General features: G+C 46.5%; 12 protein-coding genes and 1 pseudogene. 7 read left to right on the plus strand and 6 right to left on the minus strand.

Translation table 11 applies throughout. The features are described from left to right. The first annotated feature begins 44 nt into the window (after nt 1-44). Genes NSQ58_RS02555 through NSQ58_RS02565 form a run of 3 tightly spaced genes read left to right on the plus strand, consistent with a single transcriptional unit; the run spans nt 45 to nt 1689 of the window. Nucleotides 45-386, plus strand: coding sequence for a DMT family transporter (locus NSQ58_RS02555; RefSeq protein ID WP_023990733.1), 342 nt, complete (start codon nt 45-47; stop codon nt 384-386). Beyond that, on the plus strand, nt 386-700 hold the full coding sequence (locus NSQ58_RS02560; protein ID WP_013312355.1) for a DMT family transporter: 315 nt from the start codon (nt 386-388) through the stop codon (nt 698-700). Before NSQ58_RS02555 ends, NSQ58_RS02560 begins: the two co-directional genes overlap by 1 nt. A 56-nt stretch (nt 701-756) precedes the next feature. After that, the gene (locus NSQ58_RS02565) at nt 757-1689 is read left to right on the plus strand and encodes a 1-phosphofructokinase family hexose kinase (RefSeq protein WP_341056838.1); all 933 of its coding nucleotides are present in this window, start codon (nt 757-759) and stop codon (nt 1687-1689) included. 108 nt (nt 1690-1797) lie between these two features. On the opposite strand, the gene NSQ58_RS02570 is transcribed toward NSQ58_RS02565, so the two are convergent. Further along, the gene (locus NSQ58_RS02570) at nt 1798-2232 is read right to left on the minus strand and encodes an Lrp/AsnC family transcriptional regulator (RefSeq protein WP_069081118.1); all 435 of its coding nucleotides are present in this window, start codon (nt 2230-2232) and stop codon (nt 1798-1800) included. Nucleotides 2233-2510: 278 nt separating this feature from the next. On the opposite strand from NSQ58_RS02570, the gene NSQ58_RS02575 reads away from it, so the two are divergent. Next, nucleotides 2511-2972, plus strand: a complete 462-nt coding sequence (locus NSQ58_RS02575) for a VOC family protein (protein WP_023990736.1) — start codon at nt 2511-2513, stop codon at nt 2970-2972. Between the two features lie 168 nt (nt 2973-3140). Then, nucleotides 3141-3605, plus strand: a complete 465-nt coding sequence (locus tag NSQ58_RS02580; RefSeq protein WP_076295809.1) for a DUF3592 domain-containing protein — start codon at nt 3141-3143, stop codon at nt 3603-3605. A gap of 11 nt (nt 3606-3616) precedes the next feature. Here the strand turns inward: NSQ58_RS02580 and NSQ58_RS02585 are convergent, their stop codons facing one another. The 4 genes from NSQ58_RS02585 to NSQ58_RS02600 form a co-directional block, all read right to left on the minus strand. Continuing rightward, nucleotides 3617-4231, minus strand: a complete 615-nt coding sequence (locus NSQ58_RS02585) for a LysE/ArgO family amino acid transporter (protein WP_023990738.1) — start codon at nt 4229-4231, stop codon at nt 3617-3619. Between the two features lie 74 nt (nt 4232-4305). Further along, nucleotides 4306-5058 (minus strand): molybdenum cofactor guanylyltransferase, encoded by a 753-nt coding sequence (mobA, locus tag NSQ58_RS02590; protein ID WP_179086219.1) that lies wholly within the window; start codon nt 5056-5058, stop codon nt 4306-4308. A 142-nt stretch (nt 5059-5200) separates the two neighbouring features. After that, nucleotides 5201-8830, minus strand: coding sequence for an Ig-like domain-containing protein (locus tag NSQ58_RS02595; RefSeq protein WP_341056839.1), 3630 nt, complete (start codon nt 8828-8830; stop codon nt 5201-5203). Nucleotides 8831-8931: 101 nt separating this feature from the next. After that, nucleotides 8932-10722 carry a motility associated factor glycosyltransferase family protein gene (locus tag NSQ58_RS02600; protein WP_341056841.1) on the minus strand — a complete coding sequence of 597 codons (1791 nt, stop codon included), beginning with the start codon at nt 10720-10722 and terminating at the stop codon, nt 8932-8934. A 603-nt stretch (nt 10723-11325) separates the two neighbouring features. On the opposite strand from NSQ58_RS02600, the pseudogene NSQ58_RS02605 reads away from it, so the two are divergent. Then, nucleotides 11326-12548 (plus strand): annotated as a pseudogene (locus tag NSQ58_RS02605) (MFS transporter). 183 nt (nt 12549-12731) lie between these two features. Here NSQ58_RS02605 and NSQ58_RS02610 read toward each other — a convergent pair. Then, complete coding sequence (locus tag NSQ58_RS02610) at nt 12732-14411, minus strand: glutamine--tRNA ligase/YqeY domain fusion protein (RefSeq protein ID WP_028540719.1); 1680 nt, start codon at nt 14409-14411, stop codon at nt 12732-12734. A gap of 207 nt (nt 14412-14618) precedes the next feature. On the opposite strand from NSQ58_RS02610, the gene NSQ58_RS02615 reads away from it, so the two are divergent. Beyond that, nucleotides 14619-15344 carry a copper amine oxidase gene (locus tag NSQ58_RS02615; protein WP_338532923.1) on the plus strand — a complete coding sequence of 242 codons (726 nt, stop codon included), beginning with the start codon at nt 14619-14621 and terminating at the stop codon, nt 15342-15344. Nucleotides 15345-15417: the final 73 nt, after the last annotated feature.

Genomic DNA, 15417 nt, shown 5'->3' on the forward strand with positions numbered 1-15417 from the left:
AGCCGTCGAACTTATGAAATCTATTTTTGAGGAGAACATTCATCATGAATCGCAGTTGGATTTACGTTTTTGTTGGCGGCCTGATTGAGGTCGTATGGGTATCGGGTTTGAAGCATGCGGATTCTGCACTCGCCTGGGCTGTAACCGTGCTGGCTGTGGTAGCCAGCTTTTATTTGATCATGAAGGCTGCGAAGCGTTTGCCTGTAGGCACGGTATATGCTGTATTCACCGGACTGGGGACAGGGGGAACGGTCGTAGGCGAAATGCTGCTATTTGGGGAACCGTTTCAATGGTCCAAAACGCTGTTAATTGCCCTTTTGCTGGCAGGTGTGGTCGGCTTGAAGTTAGTTACCGACCGTGATGTTCAGGAAGGGAGTGGTGCATAATGGCTTGGATTGCATTGGTTATCGCGGGATGCTCGGAAGTGTTAGGAGTCATCGGTATGAAGGGCGTTACGGTGGGCAAAGGCTGGAAGTCCTTAGTGCTTATGGTCTTATCCTTTGTTCTTAGCTTCTCTCTACTCAGCTATGCCATGAAAAGTTTGCCTATGGGAACTTCCTATGCGGTATGGACAGGCATCGGAACGGTTGGCAGCACGATTACAGGCATGTTCTTGTACGGTGAACAAAAAAGCGTACTGCGTGTTTTATTCATCGCCATGATTCTTGCCGCAGCATTGGGATTAAAGCTGATATCTTAGCATGAGCGAATGGCATCAAATGTTGCAAATTGCTGATCTTAAAGGAGTGATGCCTTGTGATTACCACCGTAACGCTTAACGCGGCTGTGGATAAAGTCTACACGGTTGCAGGCTTCGGTTTGAATGCCGTCCACCGCATTAAAGGCGGCCTGACGGTACCGGGCGGCAAGGGCGTGAATGCCGCTCGCGTCATTCGCACGCTAGGCGAGCCTGTACGAGCGACCGGGTTTGCTGCCGGACACACCGGACGGCTACTCATTGACGGGTTGAGCGCAGAAGGCGTAAGCGCCGATTTCATTGAAACGGCACATGGGGAGACCCGTCTCGCCATTACCGTGCTCGACCCGTCCGCACGCACGCAGACCGAGCTGATTGAGAGCGGGCCAACCGTTGGGCCGCTTGAATTAGCCGCACTGCGGCGCAAAATCGAGACCCTTGCCGAGGATTCTGCTTGGGTCGTATTCTCCGGCAGCCTGCCACCCGGCTGCCCGCCCGATCTGTACGCCGAGCTGTGCACGCTGGCGAAGGCGCGCGGCGCGCGGGTGGCGCTGGACGCGAGCGGTGAGGCGCTGCGCTTGGGGCTGCGCGGAAAGCCCGACCTCGTGAAGCCTAACGAGGACGAGGCCGCCCACTTCGCGGGAATCGACGCAGCGCGCCCGGATGCCGCTGAAGCGGCGGCAGCAAAGCTGCTGGAAGCCGGAGCGCAGCTGGCCGTCATCTCGCTCGGCGCTCGCGGGGCGCTGGCGGTAACGAGCGATGCGCGCTACCGCGTGAGCCTGCCAGACGCGGACATTGTCAGCGCGCTCGGTAGCGGTGACGCCATGGTCGCCGGGCTGGTCACCGGCGCGGCGACGGGGCTGGATCTCCCTGCCATGCTACGGCAGGGAGCGGCCTGCGGCACAGCGGCAGCTCTGCACGCCATGGCCGGGAAAATCGAGCTCCAGGACGTGAAGCGTCTGGAGCAAGGCATTACGGTGACGCTGTTGTAATTCAGCGTCACTTTTTTTTTATTTCATCCAAGCATTCGCTTATCTTTATTTCACAAATACAGTTATTCCGAATGCTCTATATTCCAAATGTTCGGTTCTCCGATTGGCTTACAACAAAACCCTGTTTTCCAGTATATTTTTCATACAAATATGCGACTTCGAAGGACCCAGCTTGACTAGTGAATCCTGAAGCTCTGCAATTTCCTCTACCGACGCGGTTTGTACCTTAATGAGATAATTAAATTCCCCACTAATGCGAAATAAATCGGTGACTTCCTTCGCCTCTCTACAAAATTCAACCAGCTCTTGGCAATGTTCTGTCTTTATTAGAATAAATGTAGTCGTCCCTCGATTCATTTCCCGTAAATTAAATACGGTGCTATATCCAGAAATAATCCCTCGTTCTTCAAGCTTGGTTATCCTTTCTTTAACAGACGGCTGTGACATCGAGATTTCTTTACTGATTTGGGAAATAGTTATCCGAGCGTCATGCTGTAGCAATTTCATGATTTTGTAATCTATATCGTCAATGTGATGCTGCATATCGAGCCCTCCTAACCTGAATTTAAAAAATAATATTTTTCACCCAAATTAACTTTTATTTAATAATTAATATAGTATAAAAACCTTACTTTAAATATATAAGCACCACATAATTATTCATATAATAAGGTTTACTTACATGAGGATTTTGCAAAAATCTCATAAGCGACTTCCAATGAACAATATATAGATCGAAATGGTTTAGTTCGTCTATATATTGCACTTCGGAGGACTGGAATCGAATTTTGCAAAACCCTGAATCAAAAGGAGGATCTGAAATGAGCGTAAAGGGACTAGCGCATGTTGCCATACAAGCCCGTGACTATCAAGCGACCATTGCATTTTATACCAAGGTATTGGGATTTAAAAGAGGACATCACTGGAGTCTTCCGTCTTTTCGAATTCAAGAGGCTTCCATGCTGATCTCACCCGATCAGAGAACCTGTCTCGAAATTTTTGATAATGATGCTGTCATTCCTGCCCAAGGAAAAAAAGCTTCATCCGAGCAAGAGATTGCTCACGGGGCTTTATTACACTTGGCATTTTACGTAGACAATGTAGATGAAATATATCAAAAAGCCCTTGCCCACGGAGCAAGAACCTTTGTGGAACCCAATCAACTTACACTTGGGGAACCTCCTCTGATTGTAACAAATGCATTAGTCCACAGCCCTAATGGTGAGGTTATCGAATTTATCAAGGATGTTGATTTTGATATGTCCCTATCGAGCAAAAAGTAATCCTCGCAGCTATTAAAAAGATCCACTTCCCGGTGAAGTAGGATCTTTTTATATTCCATACAGCTCTGCCGTTATCTCTATGGAAGAATTAAACTGTTCCTAAAAACGTCAGATATATTGATTATCGCTTATTTAAAGGAGTAGATTATCATCTTAATTGATTTCAATGTGTATTGGTTTCATTTTAGCTCCGATCTGCTGATGCCATTGTTCAGCTTGATTGGACTGCTACTCATCTATTTGGGATTCAGAACGATCCGTCGTCATCGTTATCGTAAACGCCACTGGGTCCGTACCAAGGGGCAAATCGTTGATGCGCATATCGAAGTAGATATTGATGTCGTTCCCTTTGACCGAGATGATCCGGTAGATACTAGCTACACCCGCCGATTAAAGGTACGCTTCTATACAGCTTCAGGTGAAGCCGTAGAATTCTGGAATCCTTATAGCACCAACCTAAGCCTCAACCGGGTTGGCAGCAAAATTAAGGTATTATACAATCCATCCAACCCTCGGGACGCCCGAATTGCAGGCGGTGTAAATGGTGCTGGCTGTCTGGCCTTTATGCTGTTTTTGATCGGTGTTCCCTTTGCTTTGAGCGGGGTATTCGCTGTTTTGAAGTTTTTCCTCTAACTAGGCTTGGATCACATACTGGTAATAAAATTTATCGCCATATACATCGCCAGGCCTAAAATAATCAGTGCCGATATTTTGTTGAGCACAGTCCCAAACTTCCCTTCTGAATCCATACGTCCCACGAGACGCCCCGCCGTTGCCAGACCGATAAACCATATCCAAGATACGGACACGGCAGCCAGACCAAAGGCCCAGCGTTCCCCGCCGTCATATTGAAGGGAGCTGGTTCCAATTACCCCAACAGTGTCGAGTATGGCATGTGGATTCAATAGCGATACCGAAGCGGCAAAAATCATCTGTCGTTTCGGGCGCATCGCCTGACTTTCTCCTGAGGAAGCTGCCTTCGACCTCCATAGAGTCCAGGCCATATATAGCAGAAACAAACAGCCCGCTGCATAGAGTACGTTCGTGAGCCATAGAAATTGCTGCAAAATAAGAGACACGCCCCCAACCGCAAGCGTGATCAGGATTGTATCACAGATACCCGCTGTAATGACAGCAGGCAGTGCATTGCGAAACCGCGACTGGGACGCCCCTTGATTAAACACAAATACATTTTGTACCCCCAAAGGCAAAATCAAACCCAGCGCCAATAAAACGGCATGGATAATAGCTTCCAACATGTTATGTACTCCCCTCAAAATCATTACACTTCTTCTCTCTCATCTCCTGTTATTTCCTTCTGTTCTTGATGTGGTTATCGTTCTGGTTTTTCCAGGTTCTGTGCACGTTCGGTACGTTTTTTTATATGCTCCAATTGCTCCACTGTAGTCTGATAATCTTGCGGGTAGTTCATATTAAACACAGCTTGCCGCCACATCTCTAAGCTCGCACCTGGCCAATCGCCCGCTGTCTCATAACGAACGTTCAATGAATCTAGCCAGTCGATCAGACGAAGACGGTCACTACGCAGACATTGCTCGGCAGACGGCAACACACTTTGATGGTATATGCCTAGCAGCGGATGTATACGTCCATCCACCGAGGCGATCACTGCCTGTAACTCAGGTTGTGCTGGCTGGGGCAATGAGCCATTTCCTGTCACGGTTGTATGATCTCCTTGTACTTGTTGCTTTCCTTGTTCACTATTTGTCTCTTGCGCCGCTGCCCAGTTCGTTGCGTGAGTAAGCAAAGCACACAATATCTCTGGCTGCACGAAGGGCATATCGCAGGCAACGACAATGCCCCACTCCGTTGTGGAAGCAGAAAGCCCCGCATGAATGCCGCTCAAAGGCCCTAAGCCGGGATACAGGTCTTTTGTCGTTTCCAGATCAAACTCTCTATACTGTTGTGCATCCCGGGTCACTACAATAACCCGTTTTGCTACCTGCCCCAACACAGCGGCTATTCTCTCCAGTACCGTAACACCTCCCAGCTGAAGCAGCGCCTTGTCCTGTCCCATTCTGCTAGAGCGCCCACCTGCCACGATAATTCCAGTCACCTCCACCATCACCATCGCACCTCCTTTTTGCTAGACAAATTCTATTATAAACACGAATAAATCTAATAATATCATCTATATAAAGTATAAAAAATGGCGATCCACCTGGATCGCCAAAAAAGAGGGTGCCTATTCGTCTAGTTCGTTACTTTTAATTCGTGAACTTAATAAGTTGCAAAAATCGTTTTATTATGGAAGTAGCCTCCGCCCGGGCCGCCTGCTGTTTGGGCGCAAGCAAGTCGGGAGAGACACCCTTAATTAAGCCTTGCTCTGTAGCCTGCGCCATAGCATCTTGAGCCCAAGGAGAAACAGTAGATGCGTCGCTGTAAGTCTCTTTATATTTCTCATTAGCAGGACCAGCATTCAGTGTTTGAGCGTAGTGTGCAGCCTTTTCGGTAATAACCACGATCTCCTCGCGAGTAATCAATCTTTCTGGTCCAAATGACTGATTCCCGTAACCACGGATCAGACCAGCTTCCACCGCAGCTCCAACACTACCAGCATACCAGGCATTTTCTTTCACATCTGTAAAATGTTCCGTTAACGGCTTTTCCTGCATGCCGAGCCCGCGCACAAGCAATGTCACAAATTCAGCTCTTGTTACAGCCCGATTCGGCTCAAAAATATCAGACTGAACACCTTTGACAATCAGCTTGTTTGCCAGCATCTCTACATCTTTCTGCGCCCAATGATTTTCTAGATCCTTAAACTTTTTGTCTGCTGAGACTACAGCATAAATGCTGTTATGGTTTGATTTGATGATTGCCTCTAATTGTCCATTCACATTCCGAATCAATACAGGAACAGATGACAACACACCTGTCTGAGGATCAAACCATACGGCCGCTACATGCTCAGGATCAACTTCATGATCGAGAATCAATTTCCGTTCCACGTAATGCCCGAAAAATTCAGTGATCTCTTGATCTCCAGCCATAAGCTTGAAATCAACCGGGTTTACCACAACATTCGCTAAACCCGTGTCAGCAATAGCTTGTCGCACTTGTGCACCGTTTTCGCCTGACAACGCTGAAATTTCAACGATCAGGTTGTCTTCAGGATATAATGAGACCAATTTGTCAACTAATTCAGCAGAAAGAGTAAACTGGGCTACTGCTGTGTGAATGCTAATCGGCACCTTTGTATTTTCTTTCTCATATTCCTTTAAAAAGGTAGAAGGTATACTCACTTTTGCTGCTTTATTGTACCCCGAGGCGTCCACGACCAACTCTTTCTGCTCACCGATTGTAACATTCAGGGCTTGGCTGACGTCTCCATCATTCAAACCAATAAGTTGAATAGTGCGGCTCTTATCGGCTACTGTCTTAGCGTCTGTTGATACGACACCCGTCTTGGTCTCTGTTTGGGAAGTCGCTGACGAGGTATTCTGAGCTGACGTTTCTTTATCCTTAGAACGATGTGAGCGCTCATCTAGCGTACGGAACGTCCAATCCTCCGGCGTATGCATACCTACATACGGGTTCATCGCCATATCTGTCAGCGCTCCCGAGGTAATTTCCACATAATAGGGCTTTCCTTCTTCCAGTCCACCTGATAGCATAAATTCTACTATCTTTTTCTGGCCTGACCCCTCATATATCCTATTCGAGTCCCCTGCGCCAGATATCCGCAGCTCGCGAACCACGGCTCCTCCCGAAGCTTCGTGCAGTCTTACATATCCGCGGTCCCATCTTACTGACTCATTGAACTCCATGTTGAAATACGCTTTCCCTGGACCCATACCACTTAAATAAAGTCCTTCCGGTGACTTCGATACCAGCTTTGGCGCCGTCTCATCTGCTGTCATGAAGTTCCACATGCTCTTGTCCCAAACCGCGTTCGATCCCTGCCCTCCACGGTCTACAAACATGCCTGAGCTGACTTCTACATAGTACCGGGTATTGTCAGACAACGGATGGTCCAGCTTCATCGACACGTGCTGACCGCTCATTTGTACCGTACCTCCTGCAACCGTTCCTCCGCTCACATCAATCCGTCCAACCTCAGTTCCATCCCACTGGTGCAGGGTGAGATGGCCTACGCCCAGTCTCATCTCTTCACTAAAAATCATGTCCATGCTCGGCGTGAGCGCCTGACCGCTTCCCTGCGGATACAGTTGTGTATAATACGGCTGCATATCTCCCGTACGGAATGTCCATTCCTCTGGAGTATGCACCCCTGCATACGGGTTCATCGCCATATCTGTCAGCGCTCCCGAGGTAATTTCCACATAATAGGGCTTTCCTTCTTCCAGTCCACCCGATAGCATAAATTCTACTATCTTTTTCTGGCCTGACCCCTCATATATCCTATTCGAGTCCCCTGCGCCAGATATCCGCAGCTCGCGAACCACGGCTCCTCCCGAGGCTTCGTGCAGTCTTACATATCCGCGGTCCCATCTTACTGACTCATTGAACTCCATGTTGAAATACGCTTTCCCTGGACCCATACCACTTAAATAAAGTCCTTCCGGTGACTTCGATACCAGCTTTGGCGCCGTCTCATCTGCTGTCATGAAGTTCCACATGCTCTTGTCCCAAACCGCGTTCGATCCCTGCCCTCCACGGTCTACAAACATGCCTGAGCTGACTTCTACATAGTACCGGGTATTGTCAGACAACGGATGGTCCAGCTTCATCGACACGTGCTGACCGCTCATTTGTACCGTACCTCCTGCAACCGTTCCTCCGCTCACATCAATCCGTCCAACCTCAGTTCCATCCCACTGGTGCAGGGTGAGATGGCCTACGCCCAGTCTCATCTCTTCACTAAAAATCATGTCCATGCTCGGCGTGAGCGCCTGACCGCTTCCCTGCGGATACAGTTGTGTATAATACGGCTGCATATCTCCCGTACGGAATGTCCATTCCTCTGGAGTATGCACCCCTGCATACGGGTTCATCGCCATATCTGTCAGCGCTCCCGAGGTAATTTCCACATAATAGGGCTTTCCTTCTTCCAGTCCACCCGATAGCATAAATTCTACTATCTTTTTCTGGCCTGACACCTCATATATCCTATTCGAGTCCCCTGCGCCAGATATCCGCAGCTCGCGAACCACGGCTCCTCCCGAAGCTTCGTGCAGTCTTACATATCCGCGGTCCCATCTTACTGACTCATTGAACTCCATGTTGAAATACGCTTTCCCTGGACCCATACCACTTAAATAAAGTCCTTCCGGTGACTTCGATACCAGCTTTGGCGCCGTCTCATCTGCTGTCATGAAGTTCCACATGCTCTTGTCCCAAACCGCGTTCGATCCCTGCCCTCCACGGTCTACAAACATGCCTGAGCTGACTTCTACATAGTACCGGGTATTGTCAGACAACGGATGGTCCAGCTTCATCGACACGTGCTGACCGCTCATTTGTACCGTACCTCCTGCAACCGTCCCTCCGCTCACATCAATCCGTCCAACCTCGGTTCCATCCCACTGATGCACGATAAGATGACCTGTCCCCAGTTCTACATCTTCGCTGAATAACATGGAGAGATTTGCGGACAGTGAAACTCCACTTTCCTGCTGAGGCGATAGCCAGGTATAGTGAGGAGGCTCTTCCATCTGCGCCTGCATATAGACCGATGAAGCCACACTTAGTGGAGAAACACTCGTGGAGAATCCATCCGACATATCTGCATTTTCTATGATTTCACTGTTAGGACTCTCCGCCGCAAACGTCGCTGCCATATAAGGATTGGCTAGGTTAAATACCTGTGTTGTCAGTACACTTGCCTTAATCATTCTGTTTAAACGTTTCGTGTTTCTTTTTTTCTCACTCATAACATACTCCTTTTTATTTAGGACCCTTTTGTCCGTGGTATTCGATTCTAGGGTGTTTGCAAGTTTATCCATAAGGACCATACATAAAACGAACTATACATCTAGTTTTTCATGCCATTGCATTGACGGATATGCTTATGAACACTTTCATCTGCATAAGTATGAATAAAGCGGTGAAATTTATGGATCTCGTTCTTGATTTCCATATAATCCTGCTGGCATTTCCATATAAAACCCCCGAAGTACAGCAGAATTTGCTCCCCTCTGATCAGAGGATTTCTACTGTTCTGAATGGCGCCCATTTTACTGTACAAAAACTCATACCGCATACGATGGCGAGGCAGAACATATATTTCAAAAAAACGATTACCTAATAATGAGGCAAACAAGTCGTCAAACTGTCCAAAGGACACGTTCAGCATATTGGCCTGCTTCAGACTGAGCTTATGTTTGATGCCGAGCAAAGCATGATGAATCTGCTTCATAATCGCTTGAAAAACCTCTTCATCTCGCTGAAGCTCTTCAATGCGTGACCTCAGAAACAAGAGATCGTATTCCGAATTACTGTTGGTTTGCAGCCATAAATCGTCAATCGGACTTTTTAACCGCGTCTGGATTATCTCTTCCAAGTTTTGAAAAGATGTTCCCTTAATAACAGCACCCTCACATGTTGTATTAATAAATTCCGTCTCTCTCGCTATATTGATGTAAAATTCCATTTCCGTTTTCATTTTAATAAAAGAATGATTTGTGACAACCAGTTGGCCATGAACACCATCAACACGCGGTGAATTAACACTAACCGGAATTCCTTGAGAATTGGTGATCCCCTCAGCATAATATTGTTCATCCCGATAAGCTAAATTTTGCCCTACCAACACAACAGGGTCTGCTTTCATCTGGATCAGACATTGGAGTGCAATGACCGCTACTGAAGGAGCATCGTTAATAATCGTTGGTTTATTTCCCTCCGGTGTACGCAATACGTGTTTGGAGAGTTCATCCTGAGAAATGATGATATGCATAAGACGACCTGGATAATGATCGAGTGTGTGTTTACCGACCGTACTGCCGAAAATAAGTGGAATTGAATCAATTCGCTTGTCGATCACCTTTTGAATTACATTTACGTTGTGTTCGTTCGGGTCATAACTGAACGTGCCGTGCGGATAAATGCCATGCTCCACCAGCGTGTTCACTGCCGATCCTACTGTAAACAGATAAGCAAGATTATTCTCACGAATATGTCGCAGGTGCTCAATTTCGTCGTTAAGCGAAGGTCCAGCAGATATTACTAAGACTGGCTTACCCCTAATATGCTCTGAGCCCGCCTGCAGAAAATCCGAACTATGTAAAATATAAGGGAAATTATGAATACTGTTTAACGCCCATTTTTTTTCGTACACGTTATTGATAGCCATTTTGTCCTTCTTGTTAGAGACCATTTTGTACAATATTTCATTAAACTTCTTCAGTTCCGCAGCAAATAAGGAGCGATACGGGAGCCATGGAACAACTAGCACTCCAGATACACGGTCGATCAACCTATGCAGTGTACCGATTGTCTCTCCTGTCATTCCTCCTACCATAACCTCTTCGATCATCTCATCAGCCAGCCAATCGTTTTCATTCAGATGCTGCAAAAAAATATTCATCAAACCAGTGTCGGGCTCGACAATGGAGAAGCTGGTATTCGGGTACTTGCGTAGAAATTCACGAATATGATACCCAAGTCCTACACCAAAAAAGATCACGTGCGCTTGAGGTTTAACCTTGTTAAAACCCAAAACAAATAATTCTGCTTCCCGCCCAGGCTGCTCAGGATCATGCAAATAATATGATTGTCCCTCACGAGTCAGTATTACATTGGGCTCGTTGGTTTCAGAAGTCACCAACTCACCTCCTTCTCCTGCCTGAAGCAAAAGAAGCCGAGGAAATCGGCGGTACAAGGAGTTGTCTCTATGATGCTGTAATGCCATTTTCCATCCCTTTCCACCCGATATTTCATAAAACCAACTATACAGGCCAGTCGATTAAACCTATATCATTTCTTATGAAGCATAGTATTCTGATTTTATGTAATATCTGCGACAATGTATTTTTATTCAGAAAAAAATAATCCTAAATTCTCCTGATTATGGATTAAGTATCGGCTATTCTATGTATAAACTTTAGGTCTTAAGAACCTATTTATAAATAAAGATTTTGTAACTAACCAAACATTTACTTGAACTAACCATATATAGTCTTAAACCCTGTAGTTCGTCTACATGTCGCCCCTTGGAGCAACAAAAACAATAACTAGTAAAATAGCGAAATAATCATTAAGTTTGCTTAAACCAATATCAAATTAGTATCTTCTAATAATTATTACATAATTGTTAATTTATTGGTTTGTTAACCCTTTCAACACATGATACATTGGAATAAGAACCTTCCCACAGATCGGCATCGATGCGTAGTTCTCTATCGGGCTAAGAAAGGAATGGCTTGTCTTGCAAAAGAGAGAAATTCAAGAGACTCCTCTATATTCCTTAAAACTGTATAATTTTTTTCTATATGGAGCTATGGTCATTTTCTCCAGCTTCTTCCCGCTGTACCTGCAAGATATCGGCATGGACAAGCTGGAGATCGGGAGTCTGATGGCCATCGGACCTTTTGTATCCGTATTCGCGAACCCTTTTTGGGGCTATACAAGCGACCGGAGCCGTAACCTCCGACGTATTCTGCTATTTATGATTATAGGTACCTTGTTATTGCTGCAAGCTTTATTTCATGTCCATACGTATATCATGATTTATGTGTCGATGATTGGTTTTTATTTTTTCCAAAGCCCTTTATTTGCGCAAAGCAACAGCCTAATTCTCAGCTATATTGAGGGCACAGACCGGAAATTTGGTTCATTCCGTATATGGGGTTCCTTCGGTTGGGCTGTGACAGCAGCAGTTGCCGGCATAGTTATTGACCAAACGGGGATATCCAGCATATCCACCATCTTTACGGTACTTCTTCTGGCTGCATTGATCTGCACCTTGTCGATTCCACCACTGAAAAGCACTGTGGAGACAGCAACTATTCATTTGCGTGGCTTTGGCAGCGTTTTAATGAACGGATACTTTATATCCTTTATTTTATTGGGCATCCTTGTATCCATCCCGAATTCGATCAACAGCGCCTTTATGTCCCTGTACATCACCGAGCTGGGCGGGTCCAAACAGATGCTTGGTTTTGCCGTTTTTATGTCATCGGTATTCGAAATTATTGTCTTTTTGCTGTTTGATCGCTTCTTGAAGAAAAAAATGACTGTGATGGTCGGCTGTTTGGCACTCGTCAGTTTGCTGTTTGCCTTACGTTGGGAACTGATGGCTCTGGCCACAGACCCGATTCAGATTGTGTTCATTCAGGCTCTTCATTGCGTCACCTTCGGTGGATACTTCTATGTAGGCACCCAATTGACCGTCCTGTTCACCCCTGCAGCTTACCGATCATCCGGACAGGCCGTATATACTTTGACCTGGAGTGGTATATCCGGTATCGTAGCAGGTTTTGCGGGAGGTTGGCTATTCCAGAACTTTGGCGGAGAAATGATGTACCATGCAGGGGTCTTCTTTGCCCTACTTGGCTCTGCGGGCTTCGCTATCATGTGGTATATGCTGTACAAGAACGGTTATCAGCCAGGACTGCCAGCGGGCACAAACGAATAGAAGAAGCCCCTTAACAACACTAGAGGAATGAGGTATCCCCTTCCCTTCTGGCTTGTTAGCAAAGGCAATAGAGTATCGTCAAGTCAATGATCATGTATAAAGAGCGTGCATGCGTAAAATAAAGGAGTCTGCCGACGGCAGACTCCTTTTCAACTTGGTCGCACGAAGCTACCATCTCTCCCACACTTTCCAACAACCTATTGCTTAGGCAATTGGAAAGAGCTTTTCAACGATACAACACGGTTAAATACAGGCTCACCCGGTTTGGAAAGCTTCGGATCGACACTGAAATAACCATGACGGAAAAATTGGAACTTGTCCTGCGATTGAGCTTCTTTCATGTTCGGCTCGACATAGCCATGAGCAATTTCCAAAGAGTTCGGATTCAATTGGTCAAGGAATGTTTTTTCCGATGCATCCTCTTCAATCTCTTCCGTGTCCTCTGCGTTAATCAAAGGCTCATACAAACGGAATTCGGCAGGTACAGCCTGAGTAGCCTCCACCCAGTGGATCGTGCCTTTCACTTTACGTCCTGTAAAGCCTGATCCGCTCTTGGTTTCTACATCATAGGTACAGTGAATCTCCGTTACATTTCCGTCCGCATCCTTAATCACATCGTTGCATTTAATGAAGTAAGCATGTTTGAGACGCACTTCATTACCAGGGAACAAACGGAAGTATTTGCTCGGCGGATTTTCCATGAAGTCCTCACGCTCGATATAAATTTCACGGGAAAATGGAATTTGGCGTGTACCAAGTTCAGGGTTTTCAGTATTGTTTTCCGCCTCTAGCATTTCAACTTGTCCTTCAGGATAGTTTGTGATAACCACCTTCAACGGATCTATGACTGCCATGGTGCGGGGTGCCTTAAGCTTCAAATCCTCACGTACAAAATGCTCCAGCACCTGCAAATCAATGACTCCGTAGGCTTTGGAAATGCCTGTCTCATATACGAAGCTGCGGATGGCCTCAGGCGTATAGCCGCGACGACGTAAACCGGATATCGTCGGCATACGCGGATCATCCCAACCATCTACATGCTTTTCATCCACCAGAAGCTTGAGCTTACGTTTGCTGGTTACGGTTTGAGCCAGGTTCAGCCGTCCAAATTCGTATTGATGCGGTACCTTTTCCATCTCGCATTCAGCTACAACCCAATCGTACAGCGGGCGCTGATCTTCGAACTCCAGCGAACAGAGCGAGTGCGTTACTCCCTCAATCGCATCTTCCAGCGGATGAGCATAGGAGTACATTGGATAGATGCACCATGTGTCGCCTGTATTGTGATGTGCTGTGTGTGAAATGCGGTAAATAACCGGATCACGTAAATTAATGTTTCCTGAAGCCATATCAATTTTGGCACGCAGCACCTTTTCACCATTTTGGTATTTGCCTGCACGCATCTCTTCAAACAGCTTCAGATTGTCTTCAACACTTCGATCCCGATAAGGGCTATTTTGCCCCGGTTCGGTCAGTGTGCCACGAGTTTCGCGGATTTGGTCCGCGCTTTGGTCATCCACGTAGGCTTTACCCTTTTGGATCAGCAGGATGGCACGCTTGTACATTTCTTCGAAATAATTGGAGGCAAAATGTTTTTCCTCCCATTCATAACCGAGCCACTTCACGTCCTCCTGGATGGAGTTCACGTATTCCGTGTCTTCCTTCGCCGGATTGGTGTCGTCAAAACGCAGATTTGTGCGTCCTCCGAATTCATCTCCCAGCGAGAAATTGATCCAGATAGCTTTGGCATGTCCAATATGCAAATATCCGTTTGGTTCAGGCGGAAATCGTGTAACAACCTCCTTTACCTTACCCGTACGTAGATCCTCTTCAATAACATTTTTAATAAAATTGGGGGGAGTGATCGGCTTCTCCACGCTAATCAACCTTTCTTCCGTATAATCTGTGTAAAACCTGTTCCCTTAAATATACCCTTTCACACCGCATAACTCAATAAAATGAAAATCCTTATGCTCGCTTCAGCAAAAAAAGTGACAAGTTATGAAAAAGAGTTAACATTTTCGGCAAATAAATTCGTTATAGTGTATATATCTTTTATTTTGCCCGGAAAAGGAGACCCACCCGTGTTTAAGCTGCTCATTGTGATCCTGCTGTCTATGCTTTTGTCCTCTTCCGTCATGACTTCCGGTCATCCTTCACCGGACCCGGTGAACGAAACCGTACAATCTCGTCCGCTAGCCAGCGCTCCAGAAGACTCATCTGTCCGCTTATATGTTGTTAATCCGTCACAGGGATTATTCCATTCGGCTGTACTGGAAATCGGTCAGCAACGCCGCACATTCCGATGGTCGGGCTCGGCAGATATCTCCACCGCACCACAATTATATTACAGGGATGTGAACGGGGATGGTGTCCGTGAAGCCGTCGTAATCCTCACGCGTGCCTCGGGAACGGGTGTCGAATTGCAGGAGTTGCATATTGTTAACGCACGCACGATGGAAGAATATGCGGTCGAATCGGCAGCAGATGCTGTGTCCCAGCGCGTACACAGCTCAGTGGAGCTACGTGATCACAACCGCCAGGTCCATATTGCTGTTACGATTGACGGTGCTACACATACGATGGACCCTAAAGCATCAGTATTTTACGATGATCCAGCCCAATTTACAAAGCATCTCGATTTTAGTTCTGTCGTAATGTATGATGCCGAACAACTTCCTCTGCAAGCCACTGTATCTGGCAGTGTATCCCCAAGCGAATTTGTAGGGGATTTGGATCTGAAATATGTATACGAGCATGAACGGTTCCGGGTGGGACCTATAGAATTTGAAGCTTCCTCTCCCTTTTGACGACTCTCGCAGAATAAGGTAGCATGGGATTAAATGCTAGACTGGCTGGTTTAGCGATTTTCCGAGTGAAAGA

The organism is Paenibacillus sp. FSL M7-0134 (assembly GCF_038007865.1).
Lineage (GTDB): Bacteria > Bacillota > Bacilli > Paenibacillales > Paenibacillaceae > Paenibacillus > Paenibacillus polymyxa_B.